This is a genomic window from Vicinamibacterales bacterium, assembly GCA_036496585.1.
Classification (GTDB): Bacteria; Acidobacteriota; Vicinamibacteria; order Vicinamibacterales; family 2-12-FULL-66-21; genus JAICSD01.
Window position 1 is genome coordinate 1 of sequence record DASXLB010000001.1, and the last position, 19,004, is coordinate 19,004.

A 19,004-nucleotide genomic window follows, 5' to 3' on the forward strand; every position below is an offset into this window, starting at 1 on the left:
CCGCGCTTCAGCCACCGCTGCACCTGCGCCATGTAGGTATAGACGACTGGCGTCAGGTAGAGGGTCACGAGCTGCGAGAAGATCAGGCCGCCGACCACCACGAGCCCGAGCGGCTGCCGCGCCTCACCGCCGGCGCCGTAGCCGAGCGCGATCGGCACCGCCCCGAACAGCGCCGCCATCGTCGTCATCATGATCGGCCGGAAGCGGATCAGGCAGCCCTTGTAGATCGCCTGTTCGGGCGCCATGCCGCCGCGCTCGGCCTCGAGCGCGAAGTCGATCTGCATGATCGCGTTCTTCTCGACGATGCCGATCAGCATGATCATGCCGACGAAGGCGTAGATGTTCAGGTCGATCCCGAACAGCAGCAGCGTGACCAGCGCGCCGAATGCCGCCGACGGCAACCCTGAAAGAATCGTCATCGGGTGGATGTAGCTCTCGTAGAGGATGCCGAGGACGATGTAGACGACCATCACGGCGATGAGGAGCAGGATCGCGAGGTTGCCCATCGAATTCTGGAACGCCGCGGCCGCTCCCTGGAACTGCGCGCCGACGGTCGGCGGCACGATGCCGGCCGCGACCGTGCCCACGCGCGACAGCGCGCTGCCGAGCGACGCGCCAGGCGCCAGGCCGAACGAGACCGTCACCGACGACAGCTGCCCGTAGTGGCTGACCGACTGCGGCCCGACCACCTGCGAGGCGTGGGCCAGTGTGTCGAGCGGCACCACCGCGCCGGTCGTGCCCTTGAAATAGAGCAGCGACAGGGCCGAGGGATCGGCCTGGAACTGCGGCGCGAGCTCCAGCAGCACCTTGTATTCGTTGACCGCGCCGTAGATCGTCGACACCCACTTGGTGCCGTAGGCGTCGTAGAACGAGTTCTCGATGGCGCTCGCCGTGACGCCCATCGCCGCCGCCTTGTCGCGGTCGATCTGGATGTTGACCTGCGGGCTCGTCACCTCGAGGTCGCTGGTGACGTCGACGAGCAGCGGCTCCTTCTTCAGCTCGGACTCCAGCGTGCGCGCGGTCGCGTAGAGCAGCGGGCGATCGGGCGACTGCATCGAGAACTGATACAGGCTCTTGCTGATCTCGCCGCCGATCCGGATTGTCGGCGGGTTCTGCGCGAAGGTCTGCATGCCGACGACGGCGTCGAGCTCGGGACGCAGGCGTTCGATGATCTGGCCGGCCAGCTCGCGGCGCTCGCTCCTCGGCTTCAGGTGGACGACGATCTGCCCGAGGTTGGGACCGCCGAGTGTCTGCGCGGCCGCGCCGCCGATGGTCGAGACCAGCGCTTCGACGTTCGGATCGCGGTTGAACACCTTGGCCACGGCGTCCTGATATTCGACCAGCCGATCGTACGACGTGCCCTGCGCCGCTTCGGTCGTCACCGCAATCTGGTCGGTGTCCTGATCGGGGATGAAGCCTTTCGGCACGACGATGAACAGCGCCACCGTGCCGGCGAGCACGCCGGCGAACGCGACCATCGTGGCGCGGCGGTGGCGCAGCACGATCTGGAGCGTCCGATCGTAGTGCGCGAGGAGCCAGTCGAAGCCGGCCTCCGAGGCGCGTGCCCAGCGGTTGCCGGGGCCGTGCGACGACGGCCGGCGCAGGAAACGGCTGCACAGCATCGGCGTCAGCGTCACCGAGACGACGCCCGAGATCAGGATCGCCACGCAGATCGTCACCGAGAACTCGCGGAACAACCGACCGAGCACGCCCGAGATGAAGAGCACCGGGATGAACACCGCCGCCAGCGACAGCGTCATCGAGACGATGGTGAAGCCGATCTCGCGCGATCCGACCAGCGACGCGGTCAACGGATCCTCCCCGTCCTCGACATGCCGGTAGACGTTCTCGAGCATGACGATCGCGTCGTCGACGACGAACCCGACCGACAGGATGAGCGCCATCATCGACAGGTTGTCGAGGCTGTAGCCGAGCATGTACATCGCCGCGAACGTGCCGATGATCGAGAACGGCAGGGCGAGACTGGGGATGACGGTGGCCCAGACGTTTCTCAGGAACACGAAGATGACGAAGATGACCAGCGCCAGCGTCAGCGCCATCGTGAACTGGACGTCGCGATACGAGTCCCGAATCGTGTCGGAGCGATCGTAGAGGACGTCCATGTGCACACTGACCGGGAGCTCGGCGCGGAACTGCGGCAGCAGCGCCTTGACGGCGTCGGCGACCGCGATGGTGTTGGTGCCGGGCTGGCGCTGGATGCCGAGCGTGATGGCGCGCTGCGTGCCGTCCTTGGTGTAGAGCCACGAGCCGGTCCGCTGGTCTTCGACGCCGTCGACGATTGTGCCGAGCTGATCCAGCCGGATCGGCGCGCCGTTGCGGTAGGCGACGATCATCGACTTGTACTGCTCGGCGCTGGTCAGTTGCCCGGTCGCCTGCAGGGTGAAGGCGCGGTGCGGGCCGACGATGGTGCCGGTCGGGACGTTGACGTTCCAGTTCTTGAGCGACGTCTCGATCTCGTTGATGCCGATCTGCCGCGTCGCCAGCGCATGCGGATCGAGCTGCACGTGCACCGCGTACTTCTCGCTGCCGAGCACCTGCACCTGCGCGACGCCGCTGATCATCGAGATCCGCTGCGCGATGCGCGTCTCGGCGTACTCGTCGAGCTGCCACGCCGGCATCGTCGACGAGGTGATGACCAGATACAGGATCGGCTGGTCGGCCGGATTCACCTTGGTGAAGGTCGGCGGCGTCGGCATCCCCTGCGGCAGCAGCCGCGACGCCTGGGTGATGGCCGACTGCACGTCGACAGCGGCGCCGTCGAGCGGACGGTTGAGGTCGAACTCCAGCGTGATCTGCGTCGATCCGAGCGAGTTCACCGAGGTCATGCCCTGCAGGCCGGCGATCATCGAGAACTGGTTCTCGAGCGGGGTCGCCACCGACGAGGCCATCGTCTCCGGTCCGGCGCCAGGCAGCTGCGCCGTCACCAGCAGGGTCGGGAAGTCGACGTTGGGCAGGTCGCTGACCGGCAGCGCGCGATAGGCGACAACGCCGAACAGCGCGATCGCCGCCATCAGCAGGCTGGTCGCGATCGGACGGCGGATGAATCCTTCGGAGATGTTCATGAGTGAGCGACCGCGGTGTCCTGGATCCGACTGGTCTTGAAGATCGTCGCCAGGTAGGTGTAGACGACCGGCGTCAGATACAGCGTGATCAGCTGCGACACGACCAGGCCGCCAACCACGGCGAGGCCGAGCGGACGGCGGGCCTCGCCGCCGGCGCCGTAGCCGAGCGCGATCGGCACCGCGCCGAGCAGCGCCGCCATCGTCGTCATCATGATCGGGCGGAAGCGGATCAGGCAGCCTTCGTGGATCGCCTCGGCCGGCGCCTTGCCGTGCTTGCGTTCGGCCTCGAGCGCGAAGTCGATCTGCATGATCGCGTTCTTCTTGACGATGCCGATCAGCAGGATGAGGCCGACGAACGAATAGATGTTCAGCTCGTTGCCGAACAGATAGAGCGTGACCAGCGCGCCGAGGCCGGCCGACGGCAGGCCCGAGAGGATGGTGATCGGGTGGATGTAGCTCTCGTAGAGCGCGCCGAGCACGATGTAGACGACGCCGATCGCGACGAACAGCAGCAGGCCGAGGTTGCTCATCGACTGCTGGAAGACCTTGGCCGAGCCCTCGAAGCTGGTGGTGACCGTCGCCGGCAGGATGCGGTCGGCGACCTGCTTGACGTGCGCCGTCGCCTGGCCGAGCGAGACGCCCGGCCTGAGGCCGAACGAGACCGAGACCGACGGCAGCTGCCCCGAGTGATTGATCGACTGCGGCCCGACCGAGTCCTTGTACTTGACGACCGACTCGAGCGGCACGACGTCGCCGTTCGACGTCTTGAAGGCGACGTTCTTCAGCGAGTCGGCCTGCGACTGGTACTGGGGCTCGAGCTCGAGCAGCACGCGGTACTGGCTCGCCGGGCCGTAGATCGTCGACACCCACGTCGAGCCGAAGCCGGTCGACAGGGTGTTCTCGATCTGGGTGGCGTTGAGCCCGAGCGCGGCGGCCTTGTCGCGATCGATGGTCAGGTCGACGCGCGGGCTCTTCATCTCCATGTCGGTCGAGACGTCCTGCACTTCGCTCACTTCGTCGGCGATCGCCTGCTCGACCTTCGGCCCCCAGGCGTAGAGCTCGTCGTGGTCCAGGCTCTGCATCATCAGGCTGTAGTTCTGGTTGCCCATGCGGCCGCCGATCTGGATCGCCGGCGGCAGCGTGACGAAGGTACGGAAGGCGGCGAAGCGGCTGGTGTCGGCGCGAATCTGCTGCGCGAGCTGCTGCGCCGTCATCTGGCGCGTCGCGCGCGGCGTCAGCTGCACCTGGATCCGCGAGTTGTTGGCCGAGCCGCCCATCACCGACGCGAGGAAGGAATCGACGTTGGGATTCTTGATGACGATGTCGGCGATCTTCCGCGTCCAGTCGACCATGTCGTAGTACGACGTCCCCTGCGCCGCGCGCAGGCTGACGAACAGCGTGTCGTTGTCCTGGTCTGGGATGAAGCCGGTCGGGATGATGCGGTACATCTGCACGGTCGCGGCGAGCACCGCCACGAACACGCCGAGCATGAGCGGGCGATGCCGCAGCACCACGGTCAGGCTGCGCTCGTAGAGCCGCTGCAGCAGGCTGAAGGCGCGCTCGAGGGCGCCGGCCAACCCCGTCTTGGCGTGCAGCGCCGTCACCGAGAGGAAGCGGCTGCACAACATCGGCGTCAGCGTCACCGAGACGACGCCGGAGATCAGGATCGCCGCGGTGATCGTCACCGCGAATTCGCGAAACAGGCGGCCGAGGACGCCGGTCATGAACAGCACCGGGATGAACACCGCCGCCAGCGACGTCGTCATCGTGATGATCGTGAAGCCGATCTCGCGCGAGCCGTCGAGCGACGCGGTCAGCGCGTCGGCGCCGTGCTCCATGTGGCGCACGATGTTCTCGAGCATCACGATCGCGTCGTCGACGACGAAGCCGATCGACAGAATCAGCGCCATCATCGACAGGTTGTTCAGGCTGAAGCCGAGCAGCTCCATGATCGCGAAGGTGCCCAGAATCGAGAAGGGCAACGCCAGCGCCGGGATCAGCGTCGCCGAGGCGTTGTGCAGGAACAGGAAGATGACGCCGACCACCAGCGCCAGCGTGATCAGCATCGTGATCTGGATGTCGCCGAAGGCGGCGCGGATCGTCTTCGACCGATCCTGCCGGACCGTCAGGTGCGCGGCGGGCGGCAGCTGCGACTCGAACGACGGCAGCAGCGCGCGCACGCGATCGGTGACGTCGATCGTGTTGGTGCCGGGCTGGCGCATCACCATCAACGTGATGGCGCGGCGCGACGTCGGCGTCCCGTTGTCCTTGGTGTAGTACCAGGCCGCGTTGAAAACGCTTTCGGTGCTGTCGATGACGTTGGCCACCTGCGACAGCCGGATCGGCGCGCCGTTGCGGTAGGCGATGACCACCGGTCGATATGCGGCGGCGTCGTCGAGCTGGCCGGCGGCGCGCAGGTTGTAGGTCTGGCCGGGGCCGTAGAGCTGGCCGGTCGGCAGGTTGACGTTCCAGTTGGTGATCGCCGACGTGATCTCGTTCAGCCCGATGCCCTGCGCGTGCAGCTTGTCGGGATCGAGCTGCACCCGCACCGCATACTTGGCCGAGCCCTGCACCTGCACCTGCGACACGCCGCTGACCATCGAGATGCGCGGCGCCACCACGTTCTCCGCGTAGTCGTCGAGGACCGGCATCGGCAGCGTCTGCGACGTCAAGTTGAGCATCAGGATCGGCTGGTCGTTCGGATTGTTCTTCCGGAACGACGGCGGCGAGGTCATCGTCGTCGGCAGCATCGGCATGACGGCGGCGATCGCCGTCTGCACGTCGACGGCGGCACTGTCGATGTTGCGGCCGAGATCGAACTGCAGCGTGATGTTGGTATTGCCGCTGCCGCTGCTCGAGACCATCGAGTCGATGCCGGCGATGGTCGTCATCTGCCGCTCGAGCGGGCTCGCCACCGCCGACGCCATCGTCCCCGGATCGCCGCCGGGCAGATTCGCCGAGACGTTCAGCGTCGGGAACTCGACCTGGGGCAGGTCGCTCACCGGCAGCGCGCGGTAGGCGACGACGCCGAACATGGCGATGCCAGCCATGATCAGGCTGGTCGCGATCGGCCGCCGGATGAAGGTCTCGGAGAGGTTCACAGCGGGCCGCTGCCGCGGCCGGCATCGCCGGCCTCGCCGCTCCTGCCGCCGCCGCGGCCGCCGCCGTTCTTGCCGCCGCGCCCCCCGCGTCCGCCGTTGGGCGACGCTTCACCCGTGCGCGGGTCGGCGCGGGTGACGCGGGTGCCCGGCTCCAGCCGCAGCTGGCCCTGGGTCACCACCGCGTCGCCAGGCTTGAGGCCCGCGAGGATGACGATGTCCTGGTCGACCGCCTGGCCGACCTTGACCGGCCGCTGCTCGACAGTCTGATCGCTCTTTACGAGGAACACGAACTGGCCGTCCTGACCGAGCTGCACCGCTTCCGACGGCACCACCGTCGCGTGATCGATCGTGGAGACACGCAGGCTCACCCGCGCGAACTGCCCGGGCCACAGCCGGCGGTCCTCGTTCGCGAACGTCGCCTTGAGCTTGATGGTGTCGGTGGAGGGGTCGACCACGTTGTCGATGAAGGTCAGCGTCCCCTTCGCGGCCTCGGCACCGGCGGTCTGCGGCGTCGCCGACACGGGCAGCGCCGTCCCCACGCCCACCGGCTTCACCTCGCTGAGGTGTTCCGCCGGCAGGGAGAACGTGACGTAGACCGGTGTGACCTGGGTGATCGTGATCAGTTCGGTCGAATTCGCCGTGACGAGATTGCCCGCCTTGGCCATCAGATTCCCGGTGCGGCCCTCGATCGGCGATTTCATCTGCGTGTAGTCGAGCTGAAGCGTCGCGCTCTCGACGGCCGCCTGCTGCGCGACGAGTTGCGCTTTCGCCCCTTCGATCGCAGCCTTGTCGGCGTTGACGGTGGCGCTGTTGGCCGCTGCCGAGGCCTTGCCCTGCTCCGTCTGGTCCTTGGGCACGAGGCCGCGCTCGTTGAGCGACGTCAGGCGCTGCGCCTCCGCCGACGAGTACTGCTCGTTGGCGACGTCCTTCGTCAGCTGCGCCTCGGCCTGAGCGAGCAGTGCCTGATCGCGGGCCAGGTTGGCCTGGGCCTGGTGCAGCGACGCCTGATAGGGCCGCGGATCGATCGTGAAGAGCAGTTGCCCTGCCTTCACGAAATCCCCCTCGTGGAATTTCACGTCCTGGAGGGTGCCGGTGATCTGCGCCCGGATGCTGATGGTCGCGAAGGCTTCGACGTTGCCGATGGCGGAGAGATCGACGGGGACGTCCTTCTGCGAGGCACGCCCGATCACGACCGGCACGGCGCCACCGCCGCCACCGCCCCGGCCGGCGCGGCCGCCACCTCCGCCCGTGCCCGCCGCCGCGCTCGACGACCCGCAACCGGCAGCACCGGCCATGGATAGTACGACCGCACCACACCCGAGAACCGCCGTCCAGCTGCTCACGCTCTAGACCTCCCGAACGCCCCTACTCCTTCGGATATAGCGGCCCCTTGATCTACGACGGAGCCAGACGTCCGATTTCAGGCGCGCGGGTAATCGTACGGGGAAAGGGGTGACAAAACAATGAAAGGGGGACGAGCGCGGGTCTCTAGCGAGGCAATCCGCTGGCGACGAGCCGAAGGCCCTGCGGCTTGGGCGGCACGGTGCCGCCGGGCGAGAGCCGGAGGAGGAAGACGTCCTGGCGCGACGCCGTGCCGGAATCGCCCACCGGATCGGTGCCGAGCGTCTTCTCCCAGTTGGAGGTGAACAGGATCCATTTGCCGTCGGGCGACACGTTGGGGCGGGGCTCATACCAGAAGGCGGTGCGCGTCGCGTCGCCATCGTAGGCGACGTTGCTGCGATGGTGCGCGAAGCGCCACACCGTCGGGTTGACGCCGGCCCCGGCGTCGGTCTGGATCGCGATGATTTCGTCGTCCCAGGCGCGCCAGGCAGAAGCGGTGGTGCCGTAGCGATAGAGCCCGCTGAAAACCGGCGTCAGCGCGCCGGGCAGCGCGTTGTTCCACGTGGTGTGATCGGACAAGTAGACCTCTTTCGGCTGCATCACCGTGGCGATCAGGTCCCGCGTCGAGAACGGCGCCGCCAGCGAGCGGAACTGCCACTGCGCCGCGTCCCAGGAAGTGGTCGTGCAACAGTCCTGGTTGGCCAGCACCCCATAGCCGAAGGCGTCGTGTCCGTAGGGTCGCGCCGCGGTGCCCAGCTCCGTGATCGCCCCGCTCAGCACGTCCCACAGGTACTCCTGGGCGGCGTAGCGCGGCGCGGCCTGATCGGCCGAACTCGGGTACAGCATCACATAGCGGCCGCTCCGGTCGATCATCGCGTGGTGCAGGCTGAAGTTCAGCGTGATCGGCGCGGGCTGCCCGTCGATCGTCGAGGCCAAGGTGTCGACAACATGCCGGCTCTGCGGGTTGGCGCGATCGAATACGACGGCGTAGTGATGATGGTCCTGCGAGGTGCCGCCGAAGAACGTTTCGATCCATTCCGTGCCGCCGCCGCTCGAGGCGATTCCGCCGATGTAGGTGTCGGTCAGGCCCGGTTCGAGCGTGTCGAGATCGAGCAGACGGGTATAGAGGCCGGTGGAGAAGTCGTACTGGTCGATCGTGTGCAGCGTCGAGCCGGTGCCGCTATAGCTGCCGTAGATGATCGAATCGTTGACGTAACTGAACTGCGGTTCGACGTAGAACTTCAGGACCAGGCCGCCATCGCCGGTCGTGGTCGGCTGGATCCGCCGCGCCGTCCCAGTCGAGGCGTCGAAAGCGAAGGGAATCGGTCCGACGCCGCCGCTTCCGACGACGTAGAAGTAGTGGCTGTTGACGCTCCAGGCATTCTGATGTGGGCTCGACGGCGTGCGATACGAGCGGTTCGGCGAGCCCGGACGCGTGGCGGCGTCGGTCAGGCGTCCCAGCGTCGACTTGAAGACGGGGTCCTGAAAAGAGGACCCGGCCGCGCCCAGCACCGGGAGCGCCGGCTTCTGGTAAGTGACGCGATCGATGACCGCCTGGTACAGGCCGGCCACCACAGGCGTTTGCGCCCACGCGGGCGCAGCCACACACAGGACGGCCATCATCTGGAACGCGACGCGCGAAGACTTCATGGATGCGTCTCGAAATGGCAAAACGATCGCCACGGCGCCGGCGCGGAAACACCGCGATTTTCGAGCGATGTCGTAGAAAAGGACTGACAGATCGGAGGGCCGATTACGGGAGCGGTGGATACCTCAGCCGTATTGGGTGGACGGCGAGGACCTGCGCGCGATGGCACCGATGCGCAGCCGGATTGCAGATACGTGATCCAGCCGCGCACGAGCCTCCGATTTGCGGCACAATGGGTCTCCCGGCGAGAGTCCATTGCTTGCGGAGACGGGCGCCGCGCCGTTGCTCGTGTGGGATTGCGACATGTACGACTTCCAGGTGTACGAAGCGCTTCTCCGACTGCTGCGTGAACAGAACCGGCGCCTGCGCCAGAGCGCTGAGGCGCTCGGCGTGGAGGCCGAGCGCCTCAGCGACAAGGTCCGAGATGCGCGGCGCACCGCCGACCCGGACCCGGGGCCGAGGCCCGAGTACCCTGCGAAGAACCAGCCGCGTGCGTGATTGCGTGCTGATGAGAACGCAGTCTCCCGACGCCGTTCGCCCCGTGTCCCGCCTGCGCGGTCCCCATGCGTTCATCGCGCTCGTCTGCGTGTTCGCGGTTCACGGCTGCGGATCCGGTCCAGCATCTCCGGATACGCCGGCCGATGCGACCGTCACGATCTCGGCGACAGGCGTGACGCCGAAAGAGGTCCACATCAAGGCGTGGGGGCACGTGCAGTTTGTGAACAACGACGCGAAGCCTCACCAGATCACATCCGATCCGGTGCAGATTCACACCGATTGTCCAGGCGTCAACGAGGTCGGGGTTCTCGGCACCGGCGGCAGCGGGCAGACCGGTGCGCTCAACCTCGTGCGCACGTGCGGGTACCACGATCACATCGACGAGTTCAACCCGCTCTACCAGGGCCGCATCATCGTCGAGTAGCGCCTCGTGACGACGCGCCGTCGACGCCTGCGCGAGCGTTGAGCCGATTCCGGGCGCCCAGGCTTCCCATCTGCACTGCCCGTCCCCGCCTCGCACGTTTGGATTGACAAGGAACGGCCGCGTTGTCGAGGATTGATGCTGCCATGGAGATGGTGTATCGCGAGCGCTGGAGGGCGGAGATCGCGGAGATGCGACGCGTGCTCGCCGGCCTGGCCATGAACGAGGAGCGCAAGTGGGGGAAACCCACCTACACGGTGGCGGGGAAGAACATCGTCATCATGCAGGGGTTCAAGGACTACTTCGGGCTCGGCTTCTTTCAGGGCGCGCTGCTGAAAGATCCCAGGAAAGTGCTGGTGCAGCTCGGTCAGGTGCACGCCGCGCGGGTGATGAAGTTCACCAGCGTCAAGGACATCATGGCGAAGGCGCCGACCATCAAGGCCTACGTGCGCGAGGCCATCGCCGTCGAGGAGGCGGGGCTGCGGCTGGAGCCGAAGAAGACCTCTGACTATCCGGTTCCCGAGGAGTTGACGGAGCGGTTCGGAAAGAACCCTCGTTTCAAGCGCGCTTTCGACGCGCTGACGCCGGGGCGGCAACGGGGATACCTCTACCACTTCGCAGCGGCCAAGCAGCCGGCGACGCGTCTGGCGCGCATCGACAAGGCGATGCCAGCGATCTTCGAAGGCAGAGGGTTCCTGGAGCGGCGCTAGCTGTTGCGGCCACTCCGTCAGCATCCCCTTCATGGCCGCCGGCAAGGCGGCGATCCGGCGCGCGCGGCTTTATCTATTCAAAGGACGGGCGCCGCGTGCAGTAGAGCAGCGCGGCCGCGGCAGCGGTCCCGAGCAGCAGCAGACTGTTCGGTTCGGGAGTGGTCGCGCCGCCTTCGATCGGATCGACGTAGGTGCGGAACATGAAGTCCCCGAACCCGCTGCCGGTGTTCACATCCGCGGGCGTGAAGCCCGAACCGCGCGACAGGAACATCTCTCCGCCCGAGTAGCAGCACGCCGTGCTCCAGCCGTAGTTGCCATCGGCGCCTGTCGTCAACACGATCGCCAGTGCGTCGGACGCCCCCACGTTGACGTTCCACCCGCCGAAGGCGGTCATGGCGAACCGGTCCGTCGTCAGCCACAATCAAGAAGACGAAGGGCCGAATTCGCGAACCGCTTGCCTGATGACAGGCGTGAGGCGGCGCGACTGCAATTCGCGGACCGAAGGACAACAGACGCTGAGCTGACCATGAGAAGGAAGCGATCCTCTCAAGCCGAGCGTTGGACGTCGCGCTCCACTTCTCCGTCGCGAATCGAGGTCACGCGATGCGCATGCGCGGCGATGTCGGGGCTCATCGGCGAGAAGGATCGACGGTTCAATGACGCGCGCTAACTGCCGAGAACAGGACTGCGCGGCGGCGGGATCGTCAGCGTCGTCCCGCACGTGATGCACACGTAGAGCAGTGGGATGTTTATCGGTGTGGTCCCGACGACGTTCTGTAGCTTCATGCCGCCGGCGGCTCCGCAGTCGGCGCAATCGCGCTCGGGCGCTGGTCGATTCCAATCCGACATCTGTTGGACCATATCAGCCGATCGTGAACTGGGGATGACGGACCTGGCGTCGTTCGTCCTTCCAGCCCACCCATGCGCCTCGACGCCAATCTCCCGGAGTCACAGGCAGGTGATGTGTTGTGGATCGGGACCCCCGACTGCACGGCGGCTCTGTCGATCAGCCTAGTCGATCCGTCGGGCAAGAGTCTAAGCGACGGCCGACCATGCGGGCTGGGCCGCGTCGTGCTGCGATCCACGGGCGCCTGCCTCAGTGCGTACGCCGGCATCCGAACAGAAAAGTGCGAACATATGAAGAACAAGAAGGGGATGGCCGCCTCGTCCCCAAGACACGCGAGGGACTGATGACCGATGTGAGAAGTACCGTCGTCTGCTCGTCGGCGAAGGAAAGGTCACCACGACGCGAGAGGGCGCTGATCCTCGTGATGGCTGTGCTCATGATGAGTGCGACGGTCGCACGGACGGGCACGACCGGTGCTTCAGCCGTTACCGGAAGCTGTGCGCCCAAGGACGCGAGGAGCGATCGGCTCATCGCAGAACTCAAGGCTTTTGTCGGGAAGACGGACATGGGCGGCACAGTGGAAAAGACCACCATGGGGCTGGCGAGTGTCACGCCGTCGCAGGTCGTGTTGGTGTCGGACAAGGCGATTTGCACGAAAGCGGCAGCAGCCTTCGACGCCAAGCAGCTCGAAAAGCGATCCAGCTACACGCTGTACGTCGTGACGCTTGGATCGTCCTACGGCGTGGAGGACACGAAAATGATGCAAGCCGGTTTCGAGACCGCCGACATATACGACAGTCAGTGGAAGTACATAGGCATCAGACAAATCCATGAGTGAAGTTGGGCTCACGATGGAGGAGGAGGAGCCACCCCCAGCATTTCAGCCCGAGCGAGCCGAGACACTCACTCGACCCCCAGTCTTCACCCGAGCGGCTCTTCGACTAACGTCTCCGGTCTGTGCCCGCCTGCTCGACAGCGAGACGCCGTCCCTGCTCTGACCGGACTGGAGGCGAGGAGGTGCCGGAGACGAGAGCCCGAGCGGGGCCATCCAACGACGGGTGCAGCTCCAACATGTCCAACAGCCGCGCTGGTCTTCCCGCGGGCGTTGTAGCGAGTCGCTCGTCCCATTCATTCAGCAAGACCTGCATCTCCTCTCGGAGCGCGGCCAAATCCTGAAGCCGCTGCTCCAGTCCAGCTAGGCGTTTCCCGACGAGTGCCCGAACCTGCTGGCACGGAACAGCGCCTTGGTCACGGCGATGCAGGACGGCTGCCAGATCCTTCAGGGAAAAACCGATGACGAGAGCCCGCTGTATGAGGCGCACGCGATCGAGCGCACCGGGCAGGTAACGTCGATAGCCTGCGTGCGTCCGGCCGGCAGGCGGCAAAAGACCCAACCGCTCATAGTGACGCAACGTGCTCGTGCTGACGCCCCCGGCGTCTGCGAGCGCACGCGGGCCGATCCACGCATCAGTCATCGGCGGGGCGATACGGTCATCGGATCACCGGTGTGATGCTCCCGGATCTGGTACCGCAGAAAGTCGTGAATCGCGGTCCGCGCAGCCTCGTCGGTGGTCGCGATGTTTACCCTGCCGCCGTTCGGTGTCGTGATGTACGTGTACGAGACGCGGTCCTTCATCTTCGCCAGCGCCGATGTGCCTGGCACGTTCTGCGTATCGTGCACGAGCATCGGCGCGTCAAAATCTCCGCCTTCGAACATCATGGCGATGTGCGGGAGGTGGGACCGGATCGCGGCCAGGTTCTTGGTGTCGGTGGCATCCTTCACACTCACGTCGATCGCGCCGCCATCGTCGTACAAGTAGAAATGGTGCACGGTCTTCTCCTGGTCGAAGCCCATCACCAAGGCACCATGGTCATTCGCCGCGTGCTGGGCGCTCGCGAACACCGCTAGTAACAAAGGGCACATGAATAGCACGGTCACGCTCCTCAGTCCACGGTAGACCTTGTAACCGTTGCAAGGTCAAGGCGCGATTGTAATTCGTCGCCGAAGCTCACCTCGGCGGACAGCGAGCTGCCCTCGATAATCCGCTGAAGCGGAGCAAATTCACCGACGAACAGATTCTGAAGATCGTTCGCGAGGGCGAAGCCGGCCAGAAGGCGGCCGACCTGTGCCGCACGTATGGGACCACGGAGCAGACCTACTGCCGCTGGAATGCCAAGTTCGGTGGGGTGGAGCTTAGTGAGATGCAGCGGCTAAAGACGCTCGAGGACGAGAATCGCCGGCTGAAGCAGATCATCGCCGAGCAGACCTTAGACATCTAGGCGCTCAAGGCGGTGGTCGCAAGAAAATGGTGAGCCCCAGCGGCCCGGGTCGGGATCCGGCCGCGGCACGTAGCGCAGGGTCGCCGCGCTCATGCGCACGACTGTCAAGGCCCGTCGCTCGCTCAGGTCTTGCGTCACCTCTCCCGCACCGCCTCGCGCCGAGCCGGTGCGGTCACCGTGTCGCGGGAGAACTCTGCGATTGCCGCTGGCCAAGCGGATGAGTCAGATCGGGTCCGATCGTTGCAGTCCCTTCTGGTAGAAAGGACAGGCATCAATGACATCCACTTACGATCTCATCGGCACCTCCCGTCGAGCTAAACGCATCCTCGGTGTCGTGCTGCTTGGGCTAGGCGTTTCAGCGTCAGGCGCGCTTGCGCAGGGCGATCGGGATCGGCAAGGCGACAGGGACCGCGTGGCGATCACGAGGCTCGATCCGGGCATGACACTCCCGGTGCGTCTGACCGAGTCGGTTGCCGCCACGCGCGAAGACTACCGGGTGTTCACCGCGGTCGTCGATCGCGACGTTCCCGGCGACAATGGGCGTCTGGCGCTTCCTCGAGGATCGCAGGTCGAGTTGATCGTTCGGAATTCGCGGCCTGGCGAGATGCTGCTCGACCTCGAATCGGTCTCGGTGAACGGCCAGCGCTACGCAGTGAGGACCGATCCGCAGCGGGTTGTCGGAACCGCCGGCGGTCGCGACTTCATCGGCTCGATCATCGGCACGATCCGGGGAGGCAGTGCGCGCGGGGAGTCGGTTCGGGTGCCTCGCGGAACGGTGATGCAGTTCCGCCTCGAGCAGCCTCTTGACGTGGGCGTCGCGGACCGGGGCGTGGACCGGAACGGACACCACTATCACGACTACTACGGCCGCGGACGCGGCGGAAACTAGACGACGGGCGGCGCGCGACCTTCGGGCGCGCGCCGCTAATGCCAAGTCTCTAAGTGTTCCCGGCGGCTCCCCGTTCCTCTGGGCTCGATTAGCCGAAGGTGTCTGGCCTGGCGTGACCAATCCCGTACGCACGGACGACACCCTCGTATCGCGAGGTTGCGCGGCAGCTCGCCGTCGACGTGGCGACCGCGTACGCCGACGTCCGGGCCGAACTGGCCGCCCTCCGTGAGCAGACGGTCGAAGAGGCCAAGGAGCTGCGCGACTTGGAGCTCCAGCGGTTCGACGCGATGACCGCGGGCCTCTGGCCAAAGGTCCGAGCTGGCAGCGCCCGCCCTTCGTAGGCGGAGCGCAACCACGCGACGTTCGGCGCTCGTCTCAACCTCACCGCGGGGTCGCCGCTGTTGCGCGTCTATGGCGTTGTCCCCACGCTTGCGGTGGCCGAGCCGGCGGGGGATAGGGTTAATCGGAATCCGTCGTCGTGGCATTTGGTGATCTTCTCAGTCGGAGGCAACGGCGCGACCATTGCGAACACGATCAGAGTGCCGGTTGGGCCGGTGCCAGTCAATTTGGCGGACCTTCGCCCTCATCCAGATCGAGCGACAAGGGTGTGGTTGAAACCGCTGGAAATGACTGGAGCGTAATCCGAGCGACGTACTACGAACTGGCCCCGAGTTGGTAGCAACTCGGGGAGCAAGCGTCAGGGCTAAGTGATTGATTTGATTGGAGCCGGCGCTCGGACTTGAACCGAGGACCTGCTGATTACGAATCAGCTGCTCTACCAACTGAGCTACGCCGGCTGAGGCGAGAACTCCGCGACGGCCACAAAACGACGGTGTTTAGGGCCGCGACGGAAGCACTATTCTACCAGAACGCATGCGGATCACTCGCATCCTCGCCTACCGGGTGGAACTTCCACTCCACGAGGGCTCCTACAAATGGTCCGGCGGCAAGGGGGTCAGCGTCTTCGACAGCACCATCGTCCGGGTCGAAACCGACGCCGGTCTCGCCGGCCACGGCGAAGTGTGCCCGCTTGGTCCCTTCTATCTGCCGGCGTATGCCGAGGGCGTGCGCGCCGGGATCCGCGAGCTCGGACCGCATCTCATCGGCGCGGATCCGCGCGAACTCGGGAAGCTCAATCGCCGCATGGACGCGGCCTTGAAAGGGCACCCCTACGTGAAGAGCGGCATCGACATCGCCTGCTGGGACATCCTGGGCCAGGCCACCGGACTGCCAGTCTGCGAGCTGCTCGGCGGCCGCTACGGGGAAGACGTCCGCCTGTACCGCGCGATCTCGCAGGACACGCCCGACGCGATGGCGGCGCGCGTCGCCGGCTACCGCGCCGAGGGCTATCGCCGCTTCCAGCTGAAGGTCGGCGGCGATCCCGACGTCGACGTCGAGCGCATCCGCGCCGTCGCCGCGACGCTGCACCCTGGCGATCGGCTCGTCGCCGATGCCAACACCGGCTGGACGCAGCACGAGGCGATGCGCGTGGCCAAGGCGGTGCGCGACGTGGACGTCTATATCGAGCAGCCGTGCCTGACCTATGAGGAGTGCTTGAGCGTCCGCCGCCACATCCCGCACCCCTTCGTGCTCGACGAAAACGTCGACGGCCTCGACATGCTGCTGCGCGCCCGCGCCGATCTGGCGATGGACGTCGTCAATCTGAAGATCAGCAAGCTCGGCGGGCTGACGCGCACCGCGCAGGCGCGCGATCTGTGCGTGTCGATGGGAATCGCGATGACGATCGAAGACAGTTGGGGCGGCGACGTCACCACGGCGGCGATCGCCCACCTCGCGCAGAGCACGCCGACCGAATGGCTGTTCACCACCACCGACTTCAACAGCTACGTGACGCTGTCGACCGCCGACGGCGCGCCACAGCGCGTGAACGGCCGGATGGCGGCCTCGATTGAACCCGGACTTGGGGTGCGGCCGCGCCCGGACGTGCTCGGTCCGCCCCTGGTGACGGTCGGCTGAATCGCCCGTGCCGCCCGAACTCCTGCACTGGCTTCACGCCTACGGCCCTGCCGCGCTCTTCGTGCTGCTGTTCCTCGGCGTGTTCGGCCTGCCGGTCCCGGACGAAACGCTGCTGACCGTCGCCGGCGTTCTGGTGCGCGACGGCAGCCTGCACTTTGCGACGGCCTATGCGGCGGCGATCTGCGGCAGCATGGGGGGCATCACGCTCAGCTACGTCATCGGGCGCACGCTCGGCCTCGGCGTGGTGGATCGCTTCGGCAAGTGGATCCACGTGACGCGCGCGGACCTCGCGCGCGTCGAAGGTTGGTTCGAGCACTCCGGGCGGTGGCTGCTGACCTTCGGCTACTTCATTCCCGGCGTACGACACTTCACGGCGATCGTCGCCGGATCGTCGCGGCTGCCGGTTCCGGTGTTCGCGCGCTTCGCGTATGCCGGCGCGGCCATCTGGGCGCTGACCTTCATGAGCCTCGGTTGGTACGTGGGCCCGGCGTGGGAATCGGCCCTCGAGGCGGCCCACCGCCACCTCAAGGTGGTGGCCGTCGTACTTCTGGTGCTGGGCGGCGCCTACGCGCTGGCTCACCGCTGGTGGTCGAGGCGGAAGAAATAGGCCGTTGCCGCTCGCACGCGGCCGGTCACGCCGGGTATCGCGCCTGCGACGCGAACGACGCCGGCAGCGCCGCCGCGGGCTCCGGCAGGTACTCGCGCTCGGTGGCGCGGCGCGCCTTGTAGCGCCGGAACACCGTCCGCTCGTCTTCGAGCCCGAGGATGGACTTCCACGACGACCCTCGAAACGTGTGCGCCAGCATCTCCGGCCCGTGGCGCAGCACGAAGCGCGGGTAGGCCCGCAGCACGTGCGGCAGGTGTCGCACCTTCATCCAGCGCTCGGCCCGCCAGCGCATGAACTCGACGTCCTCGGCGCCGAGATGCTCGGTCCGGACGACCGCGGTCGTGCCGTCGTACTCCTCGACGCGGTCGTTGACGATCAGGTTGCGCTGCACGAAGTCGGCCGTCATGGGGGTGCCCGGGTACGGCGTCGGGTGCTGGATGTAGGGCCAGTCGACGTAGCGGCGCGCGAAGGCGAGGTTGGCTTCGATCGCCGCCGGCGTGTCGCCGGGATTGCCGACGATGATGCCGCCGACGACCGCCAGTCCTTCGCGATGCAGCGCCTCGATCGCCGTCAGGGTGGCGTTGCCGACGCGACGGCCGTTCTCGCGCTGCGCGTTCTTCGCCGAGGCGCGCAGGAAGGCGAGATCTTCGTCGAGCACGTTCTCGATCCCCAGGAACACATACTGGAACCCGGCCCTGCGCATGAGCGGCGCCAGCGTCTTGCCGTGCGCGGCAATCGACGACGTCATCGCCTGGACGATGTAGTGAACGTCATTCAGGCCGGCGTCGATGATGCCTCGGCAGAGTGCTTCGAACCGCGCGACATTCAGCGTGATGTTGTCGTCGACCAGGAAGATCGCGCGCGCGCCGCGGGCCCGCGCGTCGGCGATGTCGGCGAGCACCCGCGTGAAGTCGAAGAGGTGGAAGTTGCGCCCGCGCATCTCGATGATCGAGCAGAAGCTGCAGTCGTAGGTGCAGCCGCGCGACGTCTCCACGACGTCGATCGGGCGGCCGAGGAAGGTATAGCCGGTCAGGACGCGGGCCGCGCGGTTGGGAAGTTGCAGCCGTTCGTCTTCCAGCCGCATCACCGGACGCGGCGGCGTGTGGGTGAAGCCAACAGCGGGATTGGCCCTGAACGACAGACCCGGGATGCCGGCCGGACTGTCTCCGCGCTCGAGAGCAGCCAGCAGCTCGCGGAACGTGCACTCACCTTCGCCGCGCACCAGAAAATCGATCCCCGAATCCGGCGCGGCGTACGCCTCGGGCGCGAGGCTCGGATCATAGCCGCCCGCGATGATGCAGACCTGCGGATTGATCGATCGAATCAGCCTGACGATCCGCAGCGCCGTGCGCCTCTGGAAGGTCATGACCGACAGGCCGACGACCTGCGGATCGCGGTCGCGCATCAGCCGCGCGATCGTCGGCGCGACGGCGTTCTGCACGAGAATCAGGTCGGCGATCGAGACCGTATGGCCGTCGCCCACGTTGCCGGCCAGCGCCGCCAACGCCCCGTTCGGCATCCGCATCGTCAGGGCAGGGGTGTGCTCGAACGAGTCGGGCATCGAGAGCAGGAGCACCCGCATGACGCAGGCTCAGGATACCG

Annotated in this window: 15 protein-coding genes, 1 tRNA gene and 1 pseudogene; 8 read left to right on the forward strand and 9 right to left on the reverse strand. The window is 66.4% G+C overall.

Annotation, left to right across the window (positions count from 1 at the left end):
- The 4 genes from VGI12_00005 to VGI12_00020 all read right to left on the reverse strand — a co-directional run.
- On the reverse strand, positions 1-3,083 hold a 3,083-nt coding region (locus tag VGI12_00005; protein HEY2431023.1), incomplete at its 3' end, for an efflux RND transporter permease subunit.
- Positions 3,080-6,184, reverse strand: a complete 3,105-nt coding sequence (locus tag VGI12_00010) for an efflux RND transporter permease subunit (GenBank protein HEY2431024.1) — start codon at positions 6,182-6,184, stop codon at positions 3,080-3,082. The genes VGI12_00005 and VGI12_00010, both read right to left, overlap by 4 nt.
- Positions 6,181-7,383: an efflux RND transporter periplasmic adaptor subunit gene (locus VGI12_00015; GenBank protein HEY2431025.1), complete on the reverse strand. Its 1,203-nt coding sequence runs from the start codon at positions 7,381-7,383 to the stop codon at positions 6,181-6,183. The genes VGI12_00010 and VGI12_00015 overlap by 4 nt, the downstream gene beginning before the upstream one ends.
- 289 nt (positions 7,384-7,672) lie before the next feature.
- Positions 7,673-9,175 (reverse strand): hypothetical protein, encoded by a 1,503-nt coding sequence (locus VGI12_00020; GenBank protein ID HEY2431026.1) that lies wholly within the window; start codon positions 9,173-9,175, stop codon positions 7,673-7,675.
- Positions 9,176-9,476: 301 nt separating this feature from the next.
- Here VGI12_00020 and VGI12_00025 point away from each other — a divergent pair, with 301 nt between their 5' ends.
- The 3 genes from VGI12_00025 to VGI12_00035 all read left to right on the forward strand — a co-directional run bounded on the left by VGI12_00025 (position 9,477) and on the right by VGI12_00035 (position 10,802).
- Complete coding sequence (locus VGI12_00025; GenBank protein ID HEY2431027.1) at positions 9,477-9,671, forward strand: hypothetical protein; 195 nt, start codon at positions 9,477-9,479, stop codon at positions 9,669-9,671.
- Between the two features lie 10 nt (positions 9,672-9,681).
- Complete coding sequence (locus VGI12_00030; protein HEY2431028.1) at positions 9,682-10,095, forward strand: hypothetical protein; 414 nt, start codon at positions 9,682-9,684, stop codon at positions 10,093-10,095.
- A gap of 143 nt (positions 10,096-10,238) precedes the next feature.
- Complete coding sequence (locus VGI12_00035; protein ID HEY2431029.1) at positions 10,239-10,802, forward strand: YdeI/OmpD-associated family protein; 564 nt, start codon at positions 10,239-10,241, stop codon at positions 10,800-10,802.
- Between the two features lie 73 nt (positions 10,803-10,875).
- Here VGI12_00035 and VGI12_00040 read toward each other — a convergent pair whose 3' ends face one another.
- Positions 10,876-11,196: a PEP-CTERM sorting domain-containing protein gene (locus VGI12_00040; protein HEY2431030.1), complete on the reverse strand. Its 321-nt coding sequence runs from the start codon at positions 11,194-11,196 to the stop codon at positions 10,876-10,878.
- A 796-nt stretch (positions 11,197-11,992) separates the two neighbouring features.
- Between VGI12_00040 and VGI12_00045 the strand changes: the two genes are divergently transcribed.
- Positions 11,993-12,487: a hypothetical protein gene (locus tag VGI12_00045; GenBank protein HEY2431031.1), complete on the forward strand. Its 495-nt coding sequence runs from the start codon at positions 11,993-11,995 to the stop codon at positions 12,485-12,487.
- A 633-nt stretch (positions 12,488-13,120) separates the two neighbouring features.
- On the opposite strand, the gene VGI12_00050 is transcribed toward VGI12_00045, so the two are convergent.
- Positions 13,121-13,588: a hypothetical protein gene (locus tag VGI12_00050; GenBank protein ID HEY2431032.1), complete on the reverse strand. Its 468-nt coding sequence runs from the start codon at positions 13,586-13,588 to the stop codon at positions 13,121-13,123.
- A 395-nt stretch (positions 13,589-13,983) separates the two neighbouring features.
- Positions 13,984-14,105 (reverse strand): annotated as a pseudogene (locus VGI12_00055) (IS3 family transposase).
- Between the two features lie 236 nt (positions 14,106-14,341).
- On the opposite strand from VGI12_00055, the gene VGI12_00060 reads away from it, so the two are divergent.
- Both VGI12_00060 and VGI12_00065 read left to right on the forward strand, forming a co-directional pair.
- Positions 14,342-14,818, forward strand: a complete 477-nt coding sequence (locus tag VGI12_00060) for a hypothetical protein (protein ID HEY2431033.1) — start codon at positions 14,342-14,344, stop codon at positions 14,816-14,818.
- A 119-nt stretch (positions 14,819-14,937) separates the two neighbouring features.
- Positions 14,938-15,159: a TolC family protein gene (locus tag VGI12_00065; GenBank protein HEY2431034.1), complete on the forward strand. Its 222-nt coding sequence runs from the start codon at positions 14,938-14,940 to the stop codon at positions 15,157-15,159.
- Between the two features lie 380 nt (positions 15,160-15,539).
- Here VGI12_00065 and VGI12_00070 read toward each other — a convergent pair.
- Positions 15,540-15,615, reverse strand: a tRNA-Thr gene (locus VGI12_00070).
- Between the two features lie 76 nt (positions 15,616-15,691).
- Between VGI12_00070 and VGI12_00075 the strand changes: the two genes are divergently transcribed.
- Positions 15,692-16,795, forward strand: a complete 1,104-nt coding sequence (locus VGI12_00075) for a cis-3-hydroxy-L-proline dehydratase (protein HEY2431035.1) — start codon at positions 15,692-15,694, stop codon at positions 16,793-16,795.
- A gap of 7 nt (positions 16,796-16,802) precedes the next feature.
- Positions 16,803-17,402 (forward strand): DedA family protein, encoded by a 600-nt coding sequence (locus VGI12_00080; GenBank protein HEY2431036.1) that lies wholly within the window; start codon positions 16,803-16,805, stop codon positions 17,400-17,402.
- Between the two features lie 25 nt (positions 17,403-17,427).
- Here VGI12_00080 and VGI12_00085 read toward each other — a convergent pair whose 3' ends face one another.
- Entirely contained in the window at positions 17,428-18,984 is a 1,557-nt protein-coding gene (locus VGI12_00085) for a radical SAM protein (GenBank protein ID HEY2431037.1), read from the reverse strand.
- Between the last annotated feature and the right edge of the window lie 20 nt (positions 18,985-19,004).